The sequence below is a fragment of the Leptothoe spongobia TAU-MAC 1115 genome (genome assembly GCF_018739885.1).
Classification (GTDB): Bacteria; Cyanobacteriota; Cyanobacteriia; order Phormidesmidales; family Phormidesmidaceae; genus Leptothoe; species Leptothoe spongobia.
In genome coordinates this window covers 1-21,330 of the sequence record NZ_JADOES010000049.1, presented here as the reverse complement: position 1 = coordinate 21,330, position 21,330 = coordinate 1, and the positions used below count along the sequence as shown (strand labels likewise).

At 47.0% G+C, this 21,330-nt stretch carries 17 protein-coding genes and 1 tRNA gene; 10 read left to right on the top strand and 8 right to left on the bottom strand.

Annotated elements, in window-relative coordinates:
- Nucleotides 1–828 (top strand): glycosyltransferase, encoded by an 828-nt coding sequence (locus IXB50_RS19075; protein ID WP_215610587.1) that lies wholly within the window; start codon nucleotides 1–3, stop codon nucleotides 826–828.
- A gap of 17 nt (nucleotides 829–845) precedes the next feature.
- The gene (locus IXB50_RS19070; RefSeq protein ID WP_215610586.1) at nucleotides 846–2,450 is read left to right on the top strand and encodes a glycosyltransferase family 39 protein; all 1,605 of its coding nucleotides are present in this window, start codon (nucleotides 846–848) and stop codon (nucleotides 2,448–2,450) included.
- A gap of 34 nt (nucleotides 2,451–2,484) precedes the next feature.
- On the opposite strand, the gene IXB50_RS19065 is transcribed toward IXB50_RS19070, so the two are convergent.
- Nucleotides 2,485–4,116, bottom strand: a complete 1,632-nt coding sequence (locus IXB50_RS19065) for a hypothetical protein (RefSeq protein ID WP_215610585.1) — start codon at nucleotides 4,114–4,116, stop codon at nucleotides 2,485–2,487.
- Nucleotides 4,117–4,204: 88 nt separating this feature from the next.
- Here IXB50_RS19065 and IXB50_RS19060 point away from each other — a divergent pair, with 88 nt between their 5' ends.
- A complete protein-coding gene (locus IXB50_RS19060; RefSeq protein WP_215610584.1) occupies nucleotides 4,205–7,315 on the top strand; it encodes an alpha-mannosidase in 3,111 nt (1,036 codons plus the stop codon).
- Between the two features lie 262 nt (nucleotides 7,316–7,577).
- On the opposite strand, the gene IXB50_RS19055 is transcribed toward IXB50_RS19060, so the two are convergent.
- Together IXB50_RS19055 and glgA are read right to left on the bottom strand one after the other, a co-directional pair.
- On the bottom strand, nucleotides 7,578–7,979 hold the full coding sequence (locus tag IXB50_RS19055; RefSeq protein ID WP_215610583.1) for a single-stranded DNA-binding protein: 402 nt from the start codon (nucleotides 7,977–7,979) through the stop codon (nucleotides 7,578–7,580).
- A gap of 83 nt (nucleotides 7,980–8,062) precedes the next feature.
- Complete coding sequence (gene glgA, locus IXB50_RS19050) at nucleotides 8,063–9,538, bottom strand: glycogen synthase GlgA (protein ID WP_215610582.1); 1,476 nt, start codon at nucleotides 9,536–9,538, stop codon at nucleotides 8,063–8,065.
- Nucleotides 9,539–9,802: 264 nt separating this feature from the next.
- Between glgA and IXB50_RS19045 the strand changes: the two genes are divergently transcribed.
- The 3 genes from IXB50_RS19045 to IXB50_RS19035 all read left to right on the top strand — a co-directional run bounded on the left by IXB50_RS19045 (nucleotide 9,803) and on the right by IXB50_RS19035 (nucleotide 11,732).
- A complete protein-coding gene (locus IXB50_RS19045) occupies nucleotides 9,803–10,438 on the top strand; it encodes a Uma2 family endonuclease (protein ID WP_215610581.1) in 636 nt (211 codons plus the stop codon).
- A gap of 119 nt (nucleotides 10,439–10,557) precedes the next feature.
- On the top strand, nucleotides 10,558–11,181 hold the full coding sequence (locus IXB50_RS19040; RefSeq protein WP_215610580.1) for a type I restriction endonuclease: 624 nt from the start codon (nucleotides 10,558–10,560) through the stop codon (nucleotides 11,179–11,181).
- A gap of 122 nt (nucleotides 11,182–11,303) precedes the next feature.
- Complete coding sequence (locus tag IXB50_RS19035) at nucleotides 11,304–11,732, top strand: hypothetical protein (protein ID WP_215610579.1); 429 nt, start codon at nucleotides 11,304–11,306, stop codon at nucleotides 11,730–11,732.
- Here the strand turns inward: IXB50_RS19035 and IXB50_RS19030 are convergent.
- Nucleotides 11,721–12,263, bottom strand: coding sequence for a hypothetical protein (locus IXB50_RS19030; RefSeq protein ID WP_215610578.1), 543 nt, complete (start codon nucleotides 12,261–12,263; stop codon nucleotides 11,721–11,723). The genes IXB50_RS19035 and IXB50_RS19030 overlap by 12 nt on opposite strands.
- A complete protein-coding gene (locus IXB50_RS19025) occupies nucleotides 12,256–12,585 on the bottom strand; it encodes a hypothetical protein (protein WP_215610577.1) in 330 nt (109 codons plus the stop codon). The genes IXB50_RS19030 and IXB50_RS19025 overlap by 8 nt, the downstream gene beginning before the upstream one ends.
- 251 nt (nucleotides 12,586–12,836) lie before the next feature.
- Here IXB50_RS19025 and IXB50_RS22885 point away from each other — a divergent pair, with 251 nt between their 5' ends.
- The gene (locus IXB50_RS22885) at nucleotides 12,837–13,094 is read left to right on the top strand and encodes an NACHT C-terminal helical domain 2-containing protein (protein ID WP_407658828.1); all 258 of its coding nucleotides are present in this window, start codon (nucleotides 12,837–12,839) and stop codon (nucleotides 13,092–13,094) included.
- Here the strand turns inward: IXB50_RS22885 and IXB50_RS19020 are convergent.
- Complete coding sequence (locus IXB50_RS19020; protein ID WP_215610576.1) at nucleotides 13,072–13,974, bottom strand: alpha/beta fold hydrolase; 903 nt, start codon at nucleotides 13,972–13,974, stop codon at nucleotides 13,072–13,074. The two genes, IXB50_RS22885 and IXB50_RS19020, sit on opposite strands and share 23 nt — an antisense overlap.
- A 166-nt stretch (nucleotides 13,975–14,140) precedes the next feature.
- On the opposite strand from IXB50_RS19020, the gene IXB50_RS19015 reads away from it, so the two are divergent.
- Both IXB50_RS19015 and recJ read left to right on the top strand, forming a co-directional pair.
- Nucleotides 14,141–15,586, top strand: coding sequence for a hypothetical protein (locus tag IXB50_RS19015; protein ID WP_215610575.1), 1,446 nt, complete (start codon nucleotides 14,141–14,143; stop codon nucleotides 15,584–15,586).
- A gap of 139 nt (nucleotides 15,587–15,725) precedes the next feature.
- On the top strand, nucleotides 15,726–18,962 hold the full coding sequence (gene recJ / locus IXB50_RS19010) for a single-stranded-DNA-specific exonuclease RecJ (protein ID WP_215610574.1): 3,237 nt from the start codon (nucleotides 15,726–15,728) through the stop codon (nucleotides 18,960–18,962).
- A 94-nt stretch (nucleotides 18,963–19,056) separates the two neighbouring features.
- Here recJ and IXB50_RS19005 read toward each other — a convergent pair whose 3' ends face one another.
- Nucleotides 19,057–19,245: a hypothetical protein gene (locus IXB50_RS19005; RefSeq protein ID WP_215610573.1), complete on the bottom strand. Its 189-nt coding sequence runs from the start codon at nucleotides 19,243–19,245 to the stop codon at nucleotides 19,057–19,059.
- A gap of 406 nt (nucleotides 19,246–19,651) precedes the next feature.
- Here IXB50_RS19005 and IXB50_RS19000 point away from each other — a divergent pair, with 406 nt between their 5' ends.
- Entirely contained in the window at nucleotides 19,652–20,806 is a 1,155-nt protein-coding gene (locus IXB50_RS19000) for a tetratricopeptide repeat protein (RefSeq protein ID WP_215610572.1), read from the top strand.
- Between the two features lie 49 nt (nucleotides 20,807–20,855).
- On the opposite strand, the gene IXB50_RS18995 is transcribed toward IXB50_RS19000, so the two are convergent.
- Nucleotides 20,856–20,928, bottom strand: a tRNA-Ala gene (locus IXB50_RS18995).
- Nucleotides 20,929–21,330 lie beyond the last annotated feature (402 nt).

The window sequence follows — 21,330 nt, the reverse complement described above, 5'->3', positions numbered from 1 at the left end:
ATGATGTTTGATCTAAATAAGCATAAAAAAAGAGTTTCAAAAGATGTGACGATTTTGGTTAAAACCTTTAACCGCCCCAAAACTGTCTCTGGAGCCATTCGAAAAATTCGGAGATTTTATCCTGATATTCGAGTTTTGTTAGCGGATGATAGCCAGGAAACTGTTGAGATTAATGATGGTAAAACAGAAGTGTTTTCCATGCCCTTTGATTCCGGGGTTTCAAAAGGGCGCAACTTTTTACTAGAAAAGGTTGAGACGCCTTATTTCGTGATGATGGATGATGATCATTATTTCAATCGCCGTACTCATTTAGAAAACATGTTGCGTCTACTTGAAGAAGAGGATTTTGATATTCTCAGTGCTTTAGTGTTTCAACGTGCTTTCTTGCGAAGAGAGTTTTATCGAAAAGAGCTGGTGGACTTTTATCTCAATATGGAGATGGAAGATGGTGTGCTTAAGTTTGTCGATGGGTTTTATGAAAAAACGTCGGCCTATGTAACGTGCGATTTAGTCCACCAATTCTTTCTTGCAAACACTGAGGCTGTTCAGCAAATGGGGGGCTGGGATGATCGGCTTAAAACTGCTGATCATGCTGATTTCTTTATTCGAGTTAAGCAGGCTAACCTCAAAGTTGGCTATACCCCAATGGCTCGTGTGGATCATGTTCATCGTCGGGATGAACGCTTTTCTAAGGACTACGAAGCATTTCGAACACGGATGTCAGAATTTCGCCAAATTTGGATTGAGCAGCATAATATCCAGAAAATTGTGAATCGGGATGGCAGGGTGTTTAGCGCCCAAGAATTTATTGCTCAAAAGGGTTGGTAGTGGAGCATTCTATATAGATGTCTAAAATAATGCGTCCCCTTAATCTGCTCGTCTTGTTAGCTGTTGTGGCAGGTATTGTTCTAAGGTTTTCTAATTTAGACTTCAAACCCTACTGGAATGATGAGGTTTATACCTCGATGCATATTTCTGGCTACTCGTTTGATCAGGTAGCTGACGAAGTGTTTACCGGAGAGGTTATTACCAAAAATAGTTTGGTGAAGTATCTCCATCCAAGCGCGGAAAAGACTGGTTGGGATACGATCCAGGCCTTGGCTCGAACTGATTCGCAGCATCCGCCTTTGTATTATGTCGCTGCTCGTCTATGGGCGCAACTCTTTGGTAGTTCGGTGGCGGCTATGCGCTGTTTTCCAGCTATTTTGAGTTTGTTGATCTTGCCAGCGATGTATTGGCTGGCCATGGAGCTTTTTCATTGTCAGAGAGTGGCTGCGATCGCAGTGGCTCTAGTCAGTCTTTCTCCTCTCCATTTGTTATATGCCCAAGAAGCCCGCCAATACAGTTTATGGCTATTACTCAGTGTCTTGAGCTGCGCGTTATTGTTATGGTCAATTCGTCGATCCAATCCATGGCGATGGAGTCTCTACGCACTGAGTGTGACTGCCAGTCTCTATACATTTCCATTTACGGTCTTCACGATGGCAGTCCATGGCTTATATAGTTTGTATCTGGGGTGGTCACAGCAGATTGAATGGCGACAATTCGTTGGCTATGTAGGTGCGAGCCTATTTAGCTTAATGGCTTTTGCTCCTTGGTTGTATGTCATGATGACCAATATTTCTGGTATTCAAGCAACAACATCCTGGACAAAAACGCCAGTGCTACCAACGAAAATTCTCATACACCGTTGGTTTATTTCTTTTGGTCTTGGATTTGCGGACTTGAATATCTTGAAGTCATTTGATGTTGGTGTCAATCTGACGTCGTTTGAAAAGCAGATTTATTTAGTCAATGCTTTATTATTGGTCGTTATTGTGGGAGCACTTTATCGGCTGTTGCGCATGCCTGAGCTGCGCAATACCGTAGTGTTTTTGATTTTACTACTGCTGATTAGTTGGTTTCCGCTGGCTGTTTCCGATATTTTGTTGGGGGGGAGTAAGTCGGCGATTCCGCGCTATTTGTTGCCTTGTTACATCAGTTTGCATGTGATCGTGGCCTTTGTCTTGAATGGGGGCCTTGCTCAGGGGCGATCTGTTATGACATCGAAGTTTTGTCGACTCGGGTTAGCTGGATGCTTAGCGATAGGCCTGATGTCGTGTCTAGTGCTTTCAACTAGCCAGAACTGGTGGCATCGGGCTAACCGTATGAACTTTCCGATTGAATTTGCTGAGAGGGTGAATAGGGATAAGATGCCAAGGATCATTAGTGACGATGACGTGGGGGATGTATTGGCGCTGAGTTATTTGTTAGATGATGATGTGGATATGTTGTTGGTGAAAGATGGAGTGGATTATCGTCCTGCGCCGGGAGACGTGACTGATAAGACGTTTTTGTACAAGGCCTCGGTACCATTGCGAGCGACGTTGATGGGTGCAGGTGCTGTGTTGGAGGAGATCCAGGCTCCGACGCAGTATTGGCAAGGAAGTTGGCAAGTTGTGCAGGAATAAAAGCCTATTTTGTTTAAGAGGACGATGGGGCAGGTTATCTCAGGTTCGTTCTACCTTCAACCCATTGCTGCCATCGATGCTCACACCAAGTCAGAACCCGGTCAATCCATCGCAGTATGCTTTCGAGAGGATGCTCTAGGTAACTAGCGTCGTTTACATTAGCCTCAAAAGCATCAGGAGACTTACTTGTTAAGCGATGGGTTCTTCGCTTGACATGGTTAGGTGATCGGCGTGCTTTAACTGTTCCTACTGTATGGGGATAAAAAACGCGAGTCAGGGGCTTGGGATCGTTGTCTCTGGGGATAGGTGGCAGAGTTATCTCCTGTTGTGGACCTGGAGCTATTTGTTTCCATGCTTTGTTAAACTCTCCAGGTAGAGATTTTAGAAAGACTGTACTGATGGCTAGAACTGTTTTGACAGATAGTTGTTTTGTTTGACGGCGAGCGATTGTTCTCGACTGCCGATAGGCATTCATGATGCAATTGATGTAGTGTTTTAAGTCCGCTTGTTGCTCAGGGGTAAAAATATCGAAAGTCTCATTGCTAGGGTTAACAAGTACTAGCTTTCGAGTTTGTAGAGAGGAAGCTAAGGTTGTTCCATTCTGCAGGAGGTCTGAGGTACTGCTGCGATCAATTTCAGTAGAATGCGCTTTCTTCGTTAAACTATCCCGTTGATTCTTTTGGGTAATGTTGCCTGTGGGCGCAATGGTTAGTTGTGCTGACTGTTGTGGTGCCAGCAGTTCTTGGGTATGGCTGAGAATGGTGCTCAGGGAGTGATCTATTCTCGTTAGCGATCCTTTTTGAGGTGCTGGGGTGATCTGCGGCCATGCATTGCCTAACTTCCCAGGCAATGACTTTAGTAATGCTTCACCGAGTGTGAGAATAGTTTTGACAGATAGTTTTTTGGTTTGACGACGAGCGATTGTTCGCGACTGCCGATAGGCATTCATGACGCAATTGATGTAGTGCTTTAAGTCTGCCTGTTGCTTAGGGGTAAAAATATCGAAAGTCTCATTGCTGGGATTGACTAAAACCAGCCGCCGAGTTTTGAGAGAAGAAGCCAGGGTTGTTCCGTTTTGTAGCAGGTCAGCGCTATGGCTGTGGCCAATGTTGCCAGGTTGAACAGTGGTTAAACCACCGCGTCCTGGTTTTTTGTGAGAGGTTAAATGCCCGCGCTGACGTTTGGTTATTGCCTGCGAACCTCTCCATCTCTGAAGCCTGATGGGTAGTCGTTGCTCTATCGCTGCAAGAGCGTTGGAGAGGAAAGATTGTGTTGCATGGATGATGTTGCTTGGGGGAGCAACGATCAGCTGTGCTGTTTGTTGTGGATCCAGCAGTTGTTGCGTATGGCTGAGAATTGCAGTCAGTGAGTGATTTATATCTGTTACATTACCTTTGGCGGCAATACTCGGTTCGGCACCTTTGGCGGCAGTACTCGGTTCTGTAGCCTGATCAGTCTGTGTGGCATTACCACTACTGAAGGTAAACCTGGCACGTTCGACCGATCGCATAATAGCGTAGATGGGAAAGATAGCCACCTGAGCTCCCCATACAGCCGTTGATTGGAGCTGTCGCCATGCTTTGTCTTGCCGTTCTAGTCCTTGCTGCCACTGTTTCAGCACAAACCTTAGTACTTTGCTTTGGTAGGGGCGAGACGACGATGGCATAGTTGAACGACATGCGTCTGAAGACGCTTGATACTACAGAATTGGCATTAATATTGGCATTGCACCTAACCCGATCTTAGCGGAAGACATGAACGCCTCTACCCCATTTCTGACGAACCTTATTCAAGAACTGCGGATCTATAGTCAGCAAGATGTTCAGGCAGAGTGGCATGGGCTGTATGAGTCGTTAGGCGGTGGCCTAGAGGCAGCTATGGCTCAGGGAGATCTGTGGGATGTCCTCGCGCTCAATGAACGTCACCATATTGCTTGGCCGCGCAATCGGGTGCTGTGGCTCTATCAGCGGTTTACGATCCCTGCACAGCTAAGTGGCTATCCTTTGGAGGGCTTAACTCTACGGTTGGATACAGCGTGGTGGGCTGAAGATGCGCAGTTATATGTGGGGGGAAATCTGGTGCAGGCAGGGGACTTGTTTGACTTTTTTACTCGTCTTTGTCTGAGTGAAGCGGTGCAATCAGGTCAGTCGTTTGAGGTGCTGCTGCGCTTGGAGAGCCCGAAGCATGATGCTGGAGCGTTGGTGCGATCTCAGTTAATCTATGAGGCCCTTAATCATCCCCTGAGCCCTGAACCTGGCTTTGTTGCAGATGAACTACAAGTTCTGCAGTACTACTTGAGAACACTAGAACCAGCAAAGCTAGCTACGGTTGAAACCTTAATTACTAAAGAATGGCAGGCCAGCAGCGGCGATTTGCATGCACGGCTGGCTGGCCTCCGTCAGTGTCTACTGCCCTATGGTAACTGGGTAAAACAGCGTCAAATTCACTGTGTAGGTCATGCTCACTTAGACCTGGCCTGGCTGTGGCCAGTGGCTGACACCTGGCGGGCGGCTGAGCGCACGTTTCAATCAGTACTGACGCTACAGCAAGACTTTCCTGAACTCACCTATACCCATTCCAGTCCTGCTCTATTTGCCTGGCTAGAAAGCAATCGACCTGAGCTATTTCGCCAGGTACAGCAGCAAGTAAAGGCCGGAAAGTGGTCTATTGATGCAGGGCTTTGGGTCGAGCCAGAGCTGAATATCGCCAGTGGAGAATCTATCGCACGTCAGATTCTCTATGGTCAGCATTACTGTCAAGAGAAATTTGGCACCTACAGTACCATTGCCTGGCTGCCAGACACGTTTGGTTTTTGTTCTCAGCTACCCCAGCTTCTCAAGCTGGGAGGGGTCGAGGTATTTGCCACCCAAAAACTTCGATGGAATGACACGACACAGTTTCCCCATGAGTTATTTCGTTGGCAGGCTCCAGATGGGAGTGAGATCTTAGGTTGGACTTTACCGCCCATTGGTACAGACTTTGACCCGGTGAAAATTGCTGACTATGCAACCAAGTGGGAGGAGAAAACAGATAGTCTCCATGCTTGTTGGCTACCAGGGGTGGGTGATCATGGTGGTGGTCCCACCCGTGACATGTTGATGAAAGCACGACGCTGGAGAGAGTCGCCGTTTTTCCCAGAGGTGAGATTTTCGACGCCACGAGAGTTCTTGGCGGCGGCGTTGAGTCATGGGAGTATCGAGAACTTACCCCTGTGGGACGATGAGCTTTATTTAGAGCTGCATCGAGGATGCTATACCGCTCACAGCGATCAAAAACAACAAAATCGACGTGGAGAAGATTTGTTATTTCAGGCAGAAGTGTGGGCGACGGTGTCACATTTAGTGACTGGCCAGCCCTATCCTAAAGCGACCTTAGAGACAGCCTGGAAAGCACTGTTGTTTAACCAGTTTCATGATATCCTGCCTGGCTCGTCGATTCCGGAGGTCTTTCAGGATGCTAATCGTGAATGGGCAAAGATTCAGGAATTAGGGCAGATAGTACTAACATCTGCTCTGGATCATCTGGTGAGCTGTATCAAGATGCCAGATGGTATAGAACCTTTAGTTATCTTTAACTCCCATAGCTGGCCTCGGACTGAGGTAGTGGATATTCTGGTTCCCTTGGGTCAGTGGCGCATTGTGGATTGTGAAACGAAGCAGACAGTTACGTGTCTAGTAAATAAGAGCCTTAATACCTTTCAAAATAAAGGTTTTAGCGAAGGTCAAACTTTGAGCTTCGTTGCTGAGGCGGTGCCTGCTGTAGGGTATCGAGTTTATGGATTAGTGCCTGATGACTCAGTGCCTTCAGCTCATGAACCTGCATCTTATGACTTTGTTTTGGAAAATGAGCACTTGCGAGTTGTTATCTCTTCAGAGTCGGGAGAGATTATTTCCTGTATACATCTTGCAACGGAACGAGAGATTTTTAGTGCGGCGGCAAATCGACTTCAATGCTTTCAGGATAGTGGTCAATATTGGGATGCCTGGAATATCGCTCCTGACTATGCAGAGAAACCGTGTGATCCTGCAGTGCTCATCTCGATGGAATGGCAATCTAGAAGTCCTATCCGTCAACGACTGCGGGTGACTCGTCGGCTCAATAAATCCGTTATTGTTCAAGATTATTGTTTGGAAGCACAATCTCCTTTGCTCAAGGTGGAAACGTGGGTGGACTGGCAGGAGACCCAGGTGGTTTTGAAGGTGAATTTCCCGATGACAATTGAGGCGGATTATGCAACCTATGAGGTGCCATTTGGTGCTATCCAACGGTCAACAAAACCTATTACTGATCATGAAAAAGCTAAGTGGGAAGTTCCTGCCCTACGCTGGGCTGATTTGAGCGATGGCACATTGGGTCTGAGCATTCTGACGGATTGCAAGCATGGGTTTGATGCGCAGCCTAGTCAGCTGCGGTTGACGCTGCTCAAGGCTCCTCTGTGGCCAGATCCGGGTTGCGATCGCGGCCATCACCATTTCACCTATGCCATCTATCCCCACTCAGGTACCTGGCAAACGGCCCAAACGCCTCACTATGCTCAGGCCCTGAATATTCCGTTGCATCCCCATCTCATCCAATCGTCTAAAGCTGTATTACCCCAGACAGAACTGTCCGTCAGCCACAGTTTCCTAGGGCTGAACTCAGAGCACCTCATCCTTGCCGCCTTGAAGCCTAGCGAAACCAATCCAGAGACGTTTGTTGCTCGATACTACGATGCCTATGGGTTGGCGTCGGCCTCTGGGCCATCTCCCCTCGTGAATACCTTAGGATTAACCACTGAGTCAGAACTCAACCTGTTGGAAGAGCCGATCGCTTCTTCCCCTGGTCGACCTTATCAGATTTATACGTATCGGCTGCTAGCCTCCTAGAGCTTTAAATGTTAGAGGCCGGGCTGTTGGTAACAACAGCCCGGCCAGTTTCTGTATATGGGTGTAGCCGATAAGGGGTGGGTTAAATATAGTTCGTTTATCTACACACTACATTCAACCCAAATTAGGGGCATCAGATAACAGTTCTACAAAGATACTTTGAACTTTCTTTGAAGCTGCTGTCTTAACATTTTCTCAAGCATAAAAAGTTACTAGACGGTTCTGATAAAAGATACGAAGTCTCTCCGAAAAACTACGTGTATTAAACGGCTACAGGCGTTTTGTTGTTAGCTGTTTGATTGTTACGATTAGTCTCTCCATCAGGGTCTCGCACTACATCTAGGTCAATATCGAGCACGTTCATCGTCAGCCCAGCTTTAGGGGAACCATCCGCTTTCGACACGTAGGGTGTGGGCTCCACACTGCCAGTACAAATAATCAACGAACCTTTTTTCAGAAAATTCAGTTTTCGCCAGGCAGCGGATCCTTCCCAAATACTTAGGCGCACTGTGAAGGATTCATTGCGATCTTTCACACCACGGACATAAATTGTGGCATCTGCCACCTTGGCCTGACGACCGTCGCGCAGATCCACAGTTTTGACTGCGGCGTCAGCCGCTAAATTACCGCTGACGGTCCACTTATTGAGTCCAGCGCTAGACATGGCAATACTTCCTTAAGATGCGTGAGTTAGCTATCTCAGGATTCCCAGTTAGAATTTTAAGGTTGGTATAGGATCTACTTTCCTTACCGATGACGAATAGAATCGTAGATCTTGATGTATTGCTCCCCAGGCATATTCCAGGAGTAGTCACACGCCATTCCCTGACGCTGTAGCTGTTGGAATCCTTTGCGATCTGTATACCAAAGGTCAAGAGCCCGGTCGAGGGCTGACTCTAGAGCGTAGTTATCCGACTGATAGAATACGAAGCCGTTGCGCTTTTCAGGCGGTCGGCCTTCGTCATAGTCAATATCAAAGACGGTATCAACCAGGCCACCGACACCGCGTACAACAGGTACGGTACCGTACTTAAAGCTAATCAGTTGAGTTAAGCCGCAGGGCTCAAAGTTACTGGGGACAACGATGATGTCTGCACCTGCATAAATCAGGTGGGATAGCTCCTCATCAAAGCCCAGCTCCATATGACAGTTAGGATTGTCATTCTGGTGTGCTTTTTCATATTGAAAATGATCGTTGATCGTAGCGCTGGTGGCTGAGCCCAGGAGAACGAACTGGGCACCTCGATCGAGGGCACGATACATAGCATGGTGTACCAAATGCACCCCCTTTTGCTCATCCAACCGACCAATAAAGGCTACCAACGGCTTGTCATCATGACCCAACATGAGCCGTTCCCGTAGAGCCTTCTTGTTATAGAGCTTATTTTCTAGAGTGTCAGGTGTGTAGGGCTCAGAGATATAGGTATCCACCTCTGGGCTCCACAGGTTGTAGTCGATGCCATTAAGCACACCCTTAAACTTGTGCTGGTTAATATGTAACGTATGGCCGAGACCATAACCAAAGTCACCATGGTGAGCTTCCCAAGCATGGTGTGGAGAAACGGTGGTGACCGCATTGGAATAGGTGATCCCGCCCTTCATATAGTTCAGGGAGAAGGGGTTAAAATTATCCTGCAAACGCTCCAGGTTGAAGTAATACTCCGCGCGATTTAGGCCCGTGGCCGTCAGGACATCTGTACCGGCATTGCCCTGGTGCTTAAAGTTATGGATGGTATAGCACACGCGCTGGTGCTCCATGCCGTGAAACTTATAAATCTCGAATAGCATCACTGGGATCAGACCCGTTTGCCAGTCATGGCAGTGGATCACGTCCGGACGCTTATTGCTTTGCTGTAAAAATTCTAGGGCTGCCTTACTAAAGAAAGCAAAACGCATGGGGTCATCGTCGCAGCCATAATAGCGACCCCGGCGGAACCAGTTGTCCTTATCGTGGGGCTCAATAAAGAAGCATAGTCGGCCATGGACCCAACCACAGAGCACATCACAGACGACTTCTGAACCGTACCAGGGTACCTTGAGGTCGCTATAGGCTTCATGCAGACCCCAGATATGGTCGTACCGCATGCAATCGTATTTAGGCAGAATCAGTTCTACCGTATGGCCGCGTAGTTCTAGCTCACGACTGAGACCATAGACGACATCCCCTAAACCTCCGGCTTTAATGACCGGAGCGCATTCGGAGGCGATTTGTACGATATACATGCTTACCCCTTGCTGCTTATAAAAATGGATTCTTAATGTATGAGCGTGGTCTAACTCCGAACAAATGCACTAGGTGACTAGGCATTAATCCCTATTAAAAGGATATTGTATAGAAATATGAAGCGCCTGCCCAACAGAGTTTGATATGGAAAAGTAATGATTTGGGTTTAAGTCAGGCTATGGTTCGCTGTCGGTGTCAGTCTACCGAGTCGCTGCTACTAGAATGAATTGGACTGCTCAGCTGACCCTGACGAGGCGATCGCAATGTATCTGGATTCTCCGGCAAAACTGATTGGTGAGAAGCGGATGACCTTTCGCGATTTGGAATGGTCCTCATTTAAGCAAATTCAGCAGCTTTTGACGGAGCGCACCCATGCTCGCTTTAACTTTGTCGATGGGATTTTAGAAATCACCATGCCTTTAGAAAGCCATGAACGCTTTGCCCGATTGATCGAACTCTTTATTCGTATTTTGGTGGTAGAGCTGGGTCTGAAGCTAAAGACCATGGGATCCACGACCCTGGCTCGTGAGGATCTGCTCAAAAGCGCTGAGCCAGATAATGGTTATTACATTCAGAACTATAGTCGAGTCGCTGATCATGAAATTGATCTAAGCGTTGATCCAGCTCCTGACTTGATAGTTGAGGTGGATATCACCCACACGGATGTAAATAAAAATCTGCTCTATGCGAGTTTGGGAGTATCCGAGTTTTGGCGATTTAATGGCCAGGCATGGCAGATTTTGTGTCTGACTGATGGCCGTTACGTAGAGCAGGATAAGTCTCCAACCTTTCCGCTTGTTGAGAAGGCAGATTTGTATAAGTTTCTAGAGACTGCCTTGGTGGATGAGGTTGCTGCAGAAGTAGATTTTCGCCAGTGGGTTCGTCAGCAGTTGGTTTAATCAGATAGGCCAACCGTTTCTGTTCCTTAGATTTGCTGCAGTTTTCGCATAAGGTAATGCTACGCAAGATCAGGAGTAGTGATGATTGCTAATCTTGAATCAGTGGCTTTAGATATTTGATGGTTCAATCGATTCCTGCGCGTAGGGTTAAGCTTAGTGACCTCAAAGATATGTTTGGGTTGCAGTGGAATGAAGCTGAAGATTTCTTTACTGAATGGTTCGGGGGCTTTCCTGAACTAACGACGGAGGATCTCAAAGCGCTGGATCGAGTCAAGGCGAACTATCGATATCTACTTGAGTATCCGATTATGGAAAGCATTGTCAAAATGGTGGTGCTTTCGCCATTGCTGGATATTGCTGGTTTCTATGCGCCGCCGTATCGGGTAACGGGTGAAACGGATGTCAAAGTTTCAGCTGTGGATGAGGGAGAGGTTAGTCAGGGCAGTATTGATGTGCTGGTCATTCAAAAGCAGTTTTGGGTGACGGTAATTGAGGCTAAAAATTCAGAATTCTCGCTGACGAAGGCGATTCCCCAAACGTTGGCTTACATGTTGGCTGAACCTCAATCCAGTAGTCCTACGTTTGGCATGGTAACGAATGGAAGTGAGTTTCTCTTTTTGAAAATAACTCACGATACACCACCTGAATATGGGACATCTGATGTGTTTTCAATGTGGAATCGGGGTAATAATTTGTACTCAGTGGTGCAAATTCTCAAGCATTTTGGTCAGCTGATTGCTTAAGAACACTCATGCACTAGAAATGCTTGTTTCATTAATTTCCTAACTCTTTCCCTAGCAAATCGTACAATCAGCAGATAAAGGTAGTAAGAAAGCGAAGAAGCTATTTCCATTTTGGTAAAGCAATGAAGTTGCAGGATCTCAAAACTGTTACCTACGAAACCTGGTCCTTCTTGCATGAGTTGGAAGATGCTGTTTTGCAGCCTGATAATTTTAAGGCTGAAATTCGTCAGTATGGTGATTTGCGGTGTAAGTTGACTTGGGAAAAGGCCTATGTGGCTCTAGAGGCTGCGACTTTGGAATATCCGGCTTTGGAAAACTGGCAGATGGTGCAAATGTGTTTTTGCCGTCCAGACAGAGCTGAGTTGATTGACTACAACGATCAGGTGCTGGGAGCATTTTTGCAGTTTCCTGATGGATTGGAGCGGATTCAAAATGGCCTAGAATGGCTTTATTATCGGCCTAGTGAGCTTAACGATCAGCAGGATGCACGACAGTTAGTTCAACGACTGACTGATCTCCATAAGGTTCAGACGATAGCTTTAATCGGTTGAGTTGAGCTTTAAGTGTTGTTCAATATATTCTTGAGTTGTGAGGCCGTGTTGCTTGTAGAACTCTGTGCGTTTGGCATAGCGTTCTTGGTGACGTTGTTGATTTGCTGTAGCCAGTGCTGTAGCTTTTGGGGTTTGGGCAACTTGGGCGACAACTGAATGGCTTGCGCCAAGATACATTAAAACTAACTCTTGCACGTTGATGTTGTTGCTCAAGCTGCTTGGCAGACTGCGGAATGCGTTGAAGAGTAGTTGTTTGGTCTTTGGTGAACTAACTCGCTGAGGTGTAGGAAGCGATTGGCTAAAAGGGATGTCGGTAGGCCATTTGTAAAATGCTTGCTCGGCAAGAGCTGCTAGCCATGGGGCAAAGTCATGATGGTTCCAGAGGGTAATCTGATTTTCTAGAAGTGAGTTGACGAGTTGAGTAGGTTTCAGAGGTTTATCTGTTGCGAGGGGATCGGCAGTGTAAAAGTCGTCCAGGTTGTCATCGAACCAGGAGTACCAGGTTGAGCCGATGTCGTGATCTTTAACCACGTCGGCGTCCGTAGAGTCCTCGGAAGTAGAACTGATAGGTTTGTCTGAGTATTGCCAGGGCAGTACCTCTTTGGGCGTCGTTGTTAAGGACTCCTGATAACGTATCCCAGTTAGCATTAATCGTGTTAACCATGGCATGAATCCCAGCTTGATCGAGGTGGCTAGGATGATGTCCCGTAATATCGATAATGGTGGACTCAATTTGATCGACATCTACTTTGTGCTCTTGTAAGACTTCAGACATTACAGCGTAGGAGATATGGACATCGTCCTTGAGCTGTTCTAATTGCTCCAGGAATGCCATTAGCTCGTTTAGATCCATGGGTGTTGCACTCAGACTGATTCTATTGAATCAGAGGGCATTGATTGATTGGTGATTTCTGATAAAAAGTTAATCCGCTGATTACAGAGTTATAGACTCAGAATCAAAAAAGTTAGGCTCAATAGCTGTTTCAGGGAGGTGGACTCATTCAATAGCCTGTAAGCCTTACCCAAACTATGTTTCATAGGTGCTGCACCTCCCAGGCTAAAGGCTTTGCATAAAAGGGGTTTCAAGCGTTTTTTGATTCAGACATCCCAGAAACCCATATAGAGCCTACAAAAATTGTTGACTGGCAAGCATTTACTGATCAACTGATTCAAACATACTTGAATGCGTTACATCTACATCAAGAGCTTACTGCTCTATCCAGTGATGACGCAGAATCGGTTGCAAGATATCTCTATTCAGTTAAGTTAATCCTTGATTGTAAAAACTCTTCTGTAAGAGTTTCTCGTCAACAGTGGAAAGCGATTGAATCTAGATTACTTACAATATCTGAGAGCACATAACTTGTTCCAGAATCCAATCCTTAACTAACGGATTGACTAACTCAGGCCGATCATCATGAGGACAATGGCCTGCTTCCAAAAAATGCTCCTCAATATTGCTGTAATACTTTCTAAATAGCTCACTGCGCTGCTCACAGTTCATCCAAGGATCCTTTGTGCCCCACAACAACAACAAAGGTCGCTCCAACTGCGACAACAACACATCCACTCGCTCACCTCTCGGAGCCTTAAACAACGCTGCAAACGCCGCTGGAGCTTCTGGTTCAGTTGCCGGACGATAAATATTCTCAATCAGCTCCTCAGTCACTGCCTCCTGGTTCACATATACCTGCTTCAGTGTTTTGCGAATATAAGACTTCTTCTTAACAAATTGGAAAACAAACCAGCTAGGAATCGGACTGAGAATAATGTTCTTAATCAGCTCACCTATCGCCTTCTTCAACGCACTAGGCTCCTGAACAGGCATCTGATCCTTAAACGAACCTACGCCATTCAATAGCACCGCACCTTTTACCCACTGGGGCCGGGTCGCCGCCGTAAACAGACAGCTATAACCACCAATGGAGTTACCGGCAATCACTGCTGGACGACCAATAATCTGCTCAATAAAGTCGCTCAGCTGATCACGCCACAGGTCAGAACTGTAACCACCAGAAGGTTTTGACGACCGACCAAAGCCGATCAAGTCGATGGCCCACACCTCAAAATCCTGCTGTAGCTCGGTGATATTCTTAGTCCAGTGGTCGGTAGATGCGCCAAATCCATGTACCAGCAGCAGCGGTGGCCGATCTGTACGAGGCTCGCCTGCGCGGACATAGTAGACAGTAAAGTCGCGCCAGGTCCAGATATTACCAACGGTGGGAGCTACTGAAAGAGTCATAGGTAGATTAGGTTTGAGCAATTAATAGGAGAATTTAGGTCATAGGCTCGTGGCCGTTGCATTTGTTAAGTAATATTTCGTTACTTGTTTAAGTCTATCGTGGGTTCTGCCTGCTTGCTACGGTTGGGCCGCTAGTCTAGGAAAAGTGTGCTGTATTGCCCCCTCTATGGCTTTTTCTCGATCTTCCCGCCGTCGTACCTTTCAGCTGTGGTTTGAGCGCTTGATGGTTGCGATCGCAACCGCCAACCTCATCCTGGTCCTCTTCGACATCAGCTACATCCGCTTCCGCGACCTATACCTAAAGTTTTTACCCACTCCCACCACCTGGTACGGCCAAACCTTTAAAGGTATTGAAGAGCATCGCGTTACCACCGCCTACCTAGCCGAAGTCGATGCCCTTAAAGCTACCCTGGAAAACGAAAGTCTAGACTCACAGGCTGCTAAGCGCCAGCTGGCAAATCTGCGGTCCAGTAGCGCTGACCTGATTGACGAGAATCCATTTGCTGTGGCGAATAAGTCGGGGACGCTGGAGCGGATTAAGCAAGGAATGCGCGATCGCACCGACCAGGAAAGCTCCTCCAAAGAAGCCTTTCGCACCTTCTGGAGCCAGGCCTATTTACAAAAAGGCTGGTCGGAAGAGTTAGACTTTTTCGACGCGCAAATTCGACCACGCATCGAAACCAATTATTGGCGTGGCATTGGGTTTAATGGTTTACCCACCGACCGCTTTTGGCTCATTGATATTCCCTTTATTACCCTCTTTGGGCTCGAATTTCTTGCCCGTACATATTTCCTCAGCCGCCGCCATGAAAATACCACCTGGTTTGATGCCATGCTGTGGCGAATTTATGACGTACCGTTGTTTTTACCCTTCTGGCGTTGGTTGCGGGTGGTTCCCGTCGTAGTGCGTTCCAATCAGGCTCAGCTATCTCACTTAGACCCGATTCAAGGTCGCATTAACCGCATTTTAATTAGTCAGTTTGCGGTTGAACTCACCGAGGTTGTGTTCTTGCGCATGATTGATCAAGTGCAAAACCTGATCCAAGCGGGGCAACTTAGCCGCTGGGTGTTTGAACTGACCGCAGGCAAGGAAAACTACATTGACCTTAATGATGTGGATGAGGTCCAAACCATCACCAAACGCCTCACCGACATTGTGGTTAACAAAGTCCTGCCTGAAATCAAGCCGGACATCGATGCTGTTCTTAGCCATACTGTGACCGGAGCTATTTCTCAAGCCCCTGCCTATAAAGGCTTAAGCATTTTGCCAGGGTTTACCAATATCTCTGAGCAGCTGACGCAGCAAATCTCAGCCGAGGTGTCTAAGAATCTCTATGGCAGTCTTAAACAGGCTCTGGCTGATGATAAAGGTGGTGATTTGATGGGCAAATTGGTTGAGAGCTTTAGTGAGCATTTCCGCGATGAATTACAGCAGGGTAATACCCTGAAGGAGTTGCAGGTCCTGATTTATGATTTCCTTGAGGAAGTCAAAGTGAACTATGTAGAGCGCCTGGCTGAAGATGATGTGGAGACCCGTCAAGCAAATACCTATCGTCTCTATGGTGCGACTCAGAAGGCACGACCGGCACCCGCAAAATTAGTAGGTCGATAATCACTGATTGCGATTAGTTCGTATGAACTATATTAAGGGCAGGCTAGTGTTTTGATTGCCGCAACATTTAGGCACTTGCCATTTTGAAGATTTGCCTTAATCTAAGACTTACTTTAGTTCGCATTCCCTATTCACCTCCTTGACTGAGACCCCTGCTACTTCTCTCGCGACACAAGAATCGGCTGCTACGCGGATTCCGCAACAGCGATGGCAAATTTTTCCACCGCAGGTACAGCAGGCTCAGCGGATGGCGACGGTGACCCAACTGTCGCCCCTGATTGCTCAGGTCTTGATTAATCGCGGTATCCAGACGCCTGAGCAGGCGTGGCTGTATTTGGATCCTGAAACCCAGCAACTACCGTCACCGTTAGATGAGTTTCAAGATCTAGCCCAAAGCGTTGAGTTTTTGGTGACTGCCATTGAGCAAGGTCATAAGATTGCGGTTTGTGGTGACTATGATGCCGATGGCATGACCAGTACGGCACTCCTGCTGCGTGCACTCTGGCTCTTAGGCGCTGAGGCCCACTATGCCATTCCTAGTCGGATGCAAGAGGGCTATGGCATTAACACTCGCATTGTGGAAGAGTTCTATGCCGATGGGGTACGGTTGATTCTCACCGTGGATAATGGCATTGCTGCCTATGAACCCATTGCTAGAGCGGTAGAGCTGGGCTTAACGGTAATTATTACGGATCACCATGATTTACCTGAAAAATTGCCCCCAGCCCAGGCGATTCTGAATCCAAAACTGTTGCCGACTAGTTCTCCCTACTATGGTGTGGCTGGTGTGGGCGTGGCCTATATCCTGGCAGTGTGTCTGGCTCAAGCTTTGCAGCGAACTCAAGATTTGACAGCGTCATCGTTAGAGTTGTTTACCTTGGGTACGATTGCTGATCTTGCTCCTTTAGTGGGGGTAAATCGGCGTTGGGTACGGCGAGGACTACAGCTGTTACCTAAGTCTCGTATTCCTGGGATTCAAGCCCTGATTGAAGTGGCCGGCTTGGACCAAGGGAAGAAAACGCTCAAACCTGAGGCGATTGGTTTTCGTTTAGGGCCTAGGATTAATGCCATTGGGCGTATTGGGGATCCACAGGTTGTTATCGATATGCTCACCACTGAGGATGTGGGCATAGCACTGCAACGGGCTATGCAGTGTGAGGAGACCAATACCCTCCGTCAGCGCATGTGTGAGCTGATTGAAACTCAGGCAGTGGCTTGGTGTGAAGAGCAACAGTCCCAGGCAAAACTGGATTTGCAAAAGCAACGGGTGTTGGTAATAGTGCAGCCCGAGTGGCACCACGGGGTGATTGGTATTGTGGCGTCGCGTCTTGTGGAGCGCTATGGTGTGCCGGTGTTTATTGGTACCTATGAGGATAAAGGGAAAAAAGAGATTCGAGGTTCTGCCCGAGGAATTCCTGAATTTAACGTCTTTGAAGCACTCCAGGCTTGTGATGATCTCTTGGATAAGTATGGTGGGCACCGGGCAGCCGGAGGGTTTACCTTTGCTGCTAAAAAGCTACGTCAAGTGACATCACGATTGAGTCATTTTGCCTGCCAACATCTGCAGCCAGAATATTTAAAGCCGCTGATTACCGTTGATGCCAGAGCACATTTAGCAGATATTACCTTATCTCTGTACGAACAAATTGATTGTCTTCATCCCTGTGGTATCCAAAATAATGAACCTGTTTTTTGGACATCAATGGTCAATGTTGTTGATCAACAGATTATTGGTAAAGACCGTAAACATCTTAAGCTCACTCTTGCCCATACTCATCCAGAGACCCAGCAGGTAACTTCTATCAAGGCGTTGGCCTGGCGTTGGGCAGAATATCATCCGCTGCCACACCAGGTAGATATTGCCTATAAAATTCGTCTCAATGAATGGCAAGGTCGTCAGTCTATTGAGATAGAGCTGGTGGGGATAAAGCTGGCACAGCCAGATCTGACGGCTAGTTCCATTCCTCCCTGGTCAGTAACAAATGGTCCGGTGATTTCGCCCGAGGTTGACCATCATGAAAATCTATCATCGCCAAAGGTGGCTGATAAATTAACGGTTCAGCCACAGCGTCAGGCGGTCACACCGAATCAGCCGGAGTTGCCGCGTCAGCCGGAGTTGCCGTCGGTCAATGGTCATAGTCCTAAGGTGGCAGAGTCTCCCCCCTCACTTGATGCAGTACCCTTATCTTCTGAATCTGTTCAATCGAGTGCTGATTCATCTGCGATCCATGCAGAATTCTTCTATAGCAAGAGACGCTATGTTAGCACCATTGAGCAAGAGAGCGCCTCTCAAGAACTCAAGATTCGTAATGGGGAAGGGCAGTTGCTGGTAGTTCAGCTAGCTCAGCGACGAGGAGTACTTTACATCCCAGGAGAGAATCCTGACGTTGTGGATTTGTCGGATACCTATTATTTTAATCTGTTGCGAGCTGGCTTAAATGCCCTAGAGCTTAAGCAGAAAACAAGTTTATTGATTCATAAAGATGAGCTGTTGGCTGAAAAAGATGAATTGCTGAGTGATAAAGATAGTCAGATTGCCACCTTGAACCAGCAAATTCAAATCTTAGAAGATAAAATCACCCAGCTGTCAGATGAAAAACAGACGGCGTTTCAAGAATTGCAAACTGAGTTACAGCAGCAGCAAGCGGCCATTGCGGATCAAGAGGCTCATATCGTACAGCTGCAGACGGAGCGACCCCAGCGTACGGTACCGCCGCCCGAGTCAAATGAGATTAAGCAAGAGGTGCGTGAGGCTCTGGGGGATAGTGTGTGGTTCTGTATTCAATCAGATTCTCAGAAGGATTTCTGTGCCGCCTACCGCAACTATCATATGCTGCAGTCTGATGGAGCCGATCCTGATATTGCTGATTATTCTGAGGCGGGTATTCGTCTGAGCTTTGCAGTGGAGCGGGAGGTTGTACAACCGTTCTTTATGGATCTCTATGATTTTGTTCGGTTAGAAGGGATGTCAGAACTGGGTGGCATCGAGCTAGGTCCCAATCGCCGCTACACCCTGGGTATGATGCCATCTCTACTGGCAGAAAAATGGCGTACCCTGGATCGAGATGTGCTGACTCAGCAAGAAGCTGTGCCTGAGAAGCGGCTCTATCGGACGATCAAGGCGCACAATGTGCTGAGTAGTCGAGATCGTGACTTGCTGACTGAGTTTTTTGAACAGTGGGAACATCCCATGGCGATGTGCTTTGAAGCAAAGGGCAAGCAAGCGGCTGCAAGTTTGGACCAAATCAGCCGTTTGCGCAATATTGCAGCCCATGGTGAAAGTTTTTTGTATGAATGGCATTACACCTTGTTACGTCAGCTCGTAGTCGGGGGAGCCAATCGCCGGGGGTTATTTCGGCAGATCTACGGAGGTTAGATCCTGATTTTGGGAACATATCTGTCCAGACCTGTGGATAACTTCTCAGACGCTATTATTCGTTCTTTAGCCTGAGTCTTACAGAAATATAAAGTTAGCTAAAATTTTTGAATTTCAATGCTTTGAGTACTTTCAGCTCTTTAAAGTATGTAATCTCCTTATCATAAATTGCTAAGGATGGTGACTGATTTTCAACCGTTGCCAAAATTTTCCACACGTTTTCCACAGAGTTTTCCACAGCTTCCATACGTTTTCCACACGGTTGATAATTCGCACCTTCCATCCGTAATTTAGTCGAAAAATAATATCTCCGTGGATCCAGACAGGAGGAATCGATGGGGATCAGGCATGATGTTTTTCGGGACATCTGTGTGAAAGCCTAGGACCATTATGTTTGCTGCTGATTGTTAGTGATGTCTTGGTAACGTAATCCACTAAATCTGGGGCTATGTCAGTATGGTTGATTAAAATGGGGACCCTGAACCTGTGTATCGAACTACACGTCAATCTACATATACGTATGTGTTGAGAGAGGCAGGGCTATAGCCTTCTAGGAGTCAATGGGTATTTGGTGTTCCTAGTTGTGATTGTTATCAACCCTGATAGCAATTCCGGCCATTATCCTTAAGATTTGTATAACTAAGTAATACGATTCTGCGTGCTGCTGCCGTATAAATACATAGATACTTATGATTAGTGGTCAAGTTATTGATGTTACCAGTGCTAATCGGCTTTCCACTGAACAAGACGATCGTTATCGGCTGGAGATCAAAATTTGCGATCGCGTCATCAAGCGTTATCCCTATCATTATCAGGCCTGGAACTATCGCAGTTATCTGCTTGCGAGCATTGGTCAATATGAGGCAGCCGCTGAGAGCTACCGTCACACCCTGTCCTTAAAATCGACAGAGCATCGCGTATGGTGTAACTACGGTGTTGTTCTGGAGAAACTAGAAGTCTTTGATGAAGCTTCCAAGTGTTATAGCCAGGCTCTGAAACAAGCTCCCTGCTATTTCAAAGCCCAGTATCGCAAGAGCAAAAATCTGCACCGAAGAGCTCAATATGGGGAAGCTGTTTTGAGTTACGAGCAAGCAATTCAGCTGCGACCTGACTTTTATAAGGTTTGGTATTATCGTGGCAAAGCGCTTCTACAGCTTAATCGTAATGATCAGGCTATCGAAAGCTTAAACAAAGCTGCCGAACTCTACGATGGTGATAGTAAGGTATGGATGCTTTTAGGTCGTACCTTGCTGCAGGAGCATCAACATCAGAAAGCCCTCAGGGCCCTGAACCATGCCATTCGTATTGATGCTAATAATGCCAATGTTTGGAGCTATCATGCAGCCGCACTCAAGTCGCTAGGTCAGCTAGAAGAAGCTTTTACCAGTCTTGAGAAGGCGGTAACCCTAGAACCGGGCGACTCGCGTTTCTGGCATTTAAGGGGATTGGTGCTATTAGACCTGGATCAGTTGGATGATGCTCAAGTAAGCTTGACCACCGCTTTGAAAATCCAAGCTTACAATCATCAGGCTTGGTTAGCGATGGGATGGGCGCTACAAAAGATGGCGGATTATAGTCGAGCTATTGAGGCTTATGATAAATCCCTTGCCATCGAGCCCGATCAGCCGTTTGCATTTTATAATCAGGCACGCTGCTATGCTCGTTTAGGTCAGGATATGTGGGCGCTTGAGCATTTGCGTCGAGCGATGTCCCTAGACCCGAATATTTATACTGAGCGGGCCTATGCTGATCCGCTGCTACAGTCTATTTTGCAAGATATGGAAGATGACGACAGCGGCGAAGACCTGGAAGAAATAGAACTCATTGCTTTTGATTCCAATTAAAAAAACGTAGGGACATTCCATGGAATGTCTCTACGTTTTTTTAATCATATGGAGCTAAGCGGGCTCGAACCGCTGACCCCCTGCATGCCATGCAGGTGCTCTACCAGCTGAGCTATAGCCCCGTAGGTCTTATTCATAATCACTTGCTAAGGAGCCTACCGTCAAGGGGTGATCAACAACACACGTCAAAACGTCTAGGATCACACGAATCATATCGGAATTGATGAGTCAAGGTTTGTTTCTCTATATAGGACAAACAAAACGCGCGCTCATCCATTACCCACCTACGTTGAATTGGAGCTTCCCACCATGACCCCTACACAAATCGAAGGCCTGCAAGTCTGTTTTTGTTTTGCGATTTCTATGGTGGTTCTGGTGCCGCTTCTGTGTTGGGTGTTGCCTAATCGTCAGCATGCTGTGTAAGGTGCCCTATGTTTACGTTGTTCAGTTAGTGTCACTAATTTTTCGCCATAGCTTGGTATCGTCTCAAATAGTTCAAAGTAGGGATTTACAGCCATACTGGA

What these genes read in the sequence shown, in the direction of transcription:
- IXB50_RS19045 (WP_215610581.1), top strand. Translation starts at nt 9,803, where the DNA reads ATGTATCTGGATTCTCCGGCAAAACTGATTGGTGAGAAGCGGATGACC.
- IXB50_RS19035 (WP_215610579.1), top strand. Translation starts at nt 11,304, where the DNA reads ATGAAGTTGCAGGATCTCAAAACTGTTACCTACGAAACCTGGTCCTTC.
- IXB50_RS19065 (WP_215610585.1), bottom strand. Translation starts at nt 4,116, where the DNA reads ATGCCATCGTCGTCTCGCCCCTACCAAAGCAAAGTACTAAGGTTTGTG.
- IXB50_RS19025 (WP_215610577.1), bottom strand. Translation starts at nt 12,585, where the DNA reads ATGGATCTAAACGAGCTAATGGCATTCCTGGAGCAATTAGAACAGCTC.
- glgA (WP_215610582.1), bottom strand. Translation starts at nt 9,538, where the DNA reads ATGTATATCGTACAAATCGCCTCCGAATGCGCTCCGGTCATTAAAGCC.
- IXB50_RS19040 (WP_215610580.1), top strand. Translation starts at nt 10,558, where the DNA reads ATGGTTCAATCGATTCCTGCGCGTAGGGTTAAGCTTAGTGACCTCAAA.
- IXB50_RS19055 (WP_215610583.1), bottom strand. Translation starts at nt 7,979, where the DNA reads ATGTCTAGCGCTGGACTCAATAAGTGGACCGTCAGCGGTAATTTAGCG.
- IXB50_RS19020 (WP_215610576.1), bottom strand. Translation starts at nt 13,974, where the DNA reads ATGACTCTTTCAGTAGCTCCCACCGTTGGTAATATCTGGACCTGGCGC.
- IXB50_RS19060 (WP_215610584.1), top strand. Translation starts at nt 4,205, where the DNA reads ATGAACGCCTCTACCCCATTTCTGACGAACCTTATTCAAGAACTGCGG.
- IXB50_RS19000 (WP_215610572.1), top strand. Translation starts at nt 19,652, where the DNA reads ATGATTAGTGGTCAAGTTATTGATGTTACCAGTGCTAATCGGCTTTCC.
- IXB50_RS19015 (WP_215610575.1), top strand. Translation starts at nt 14,141, where the DNA reads ATGGCTTTTTCTCGATCTTCCCGCCGTCGTACCTTTCAGCTGTGGTTT.
- IXB50_RS19075 (WP_215610587.1), top strand. Translation starts at nt 1, where the DNA reads ATGATGTTTGATCTAAATAAGCATAAAAAAAGAGTTTCAAAAGATGTG.
- IXB50_RS19005 (WP_215610573.1), bottom strand. Translation starts at nt 19,245, where the DNA reads ATGGAAGGTGCGAATTATCAACCGTGTGGAAAACGTATGGAAGCTGTG.
- IXB50_RS19070 (WP_215610586.1), top strand. Translation starts at nt 846, where the DNA reads ATGTCTAAAATAATGCGTCCCCTTAATCTGCTCGTCTTGTTAGCTGTT.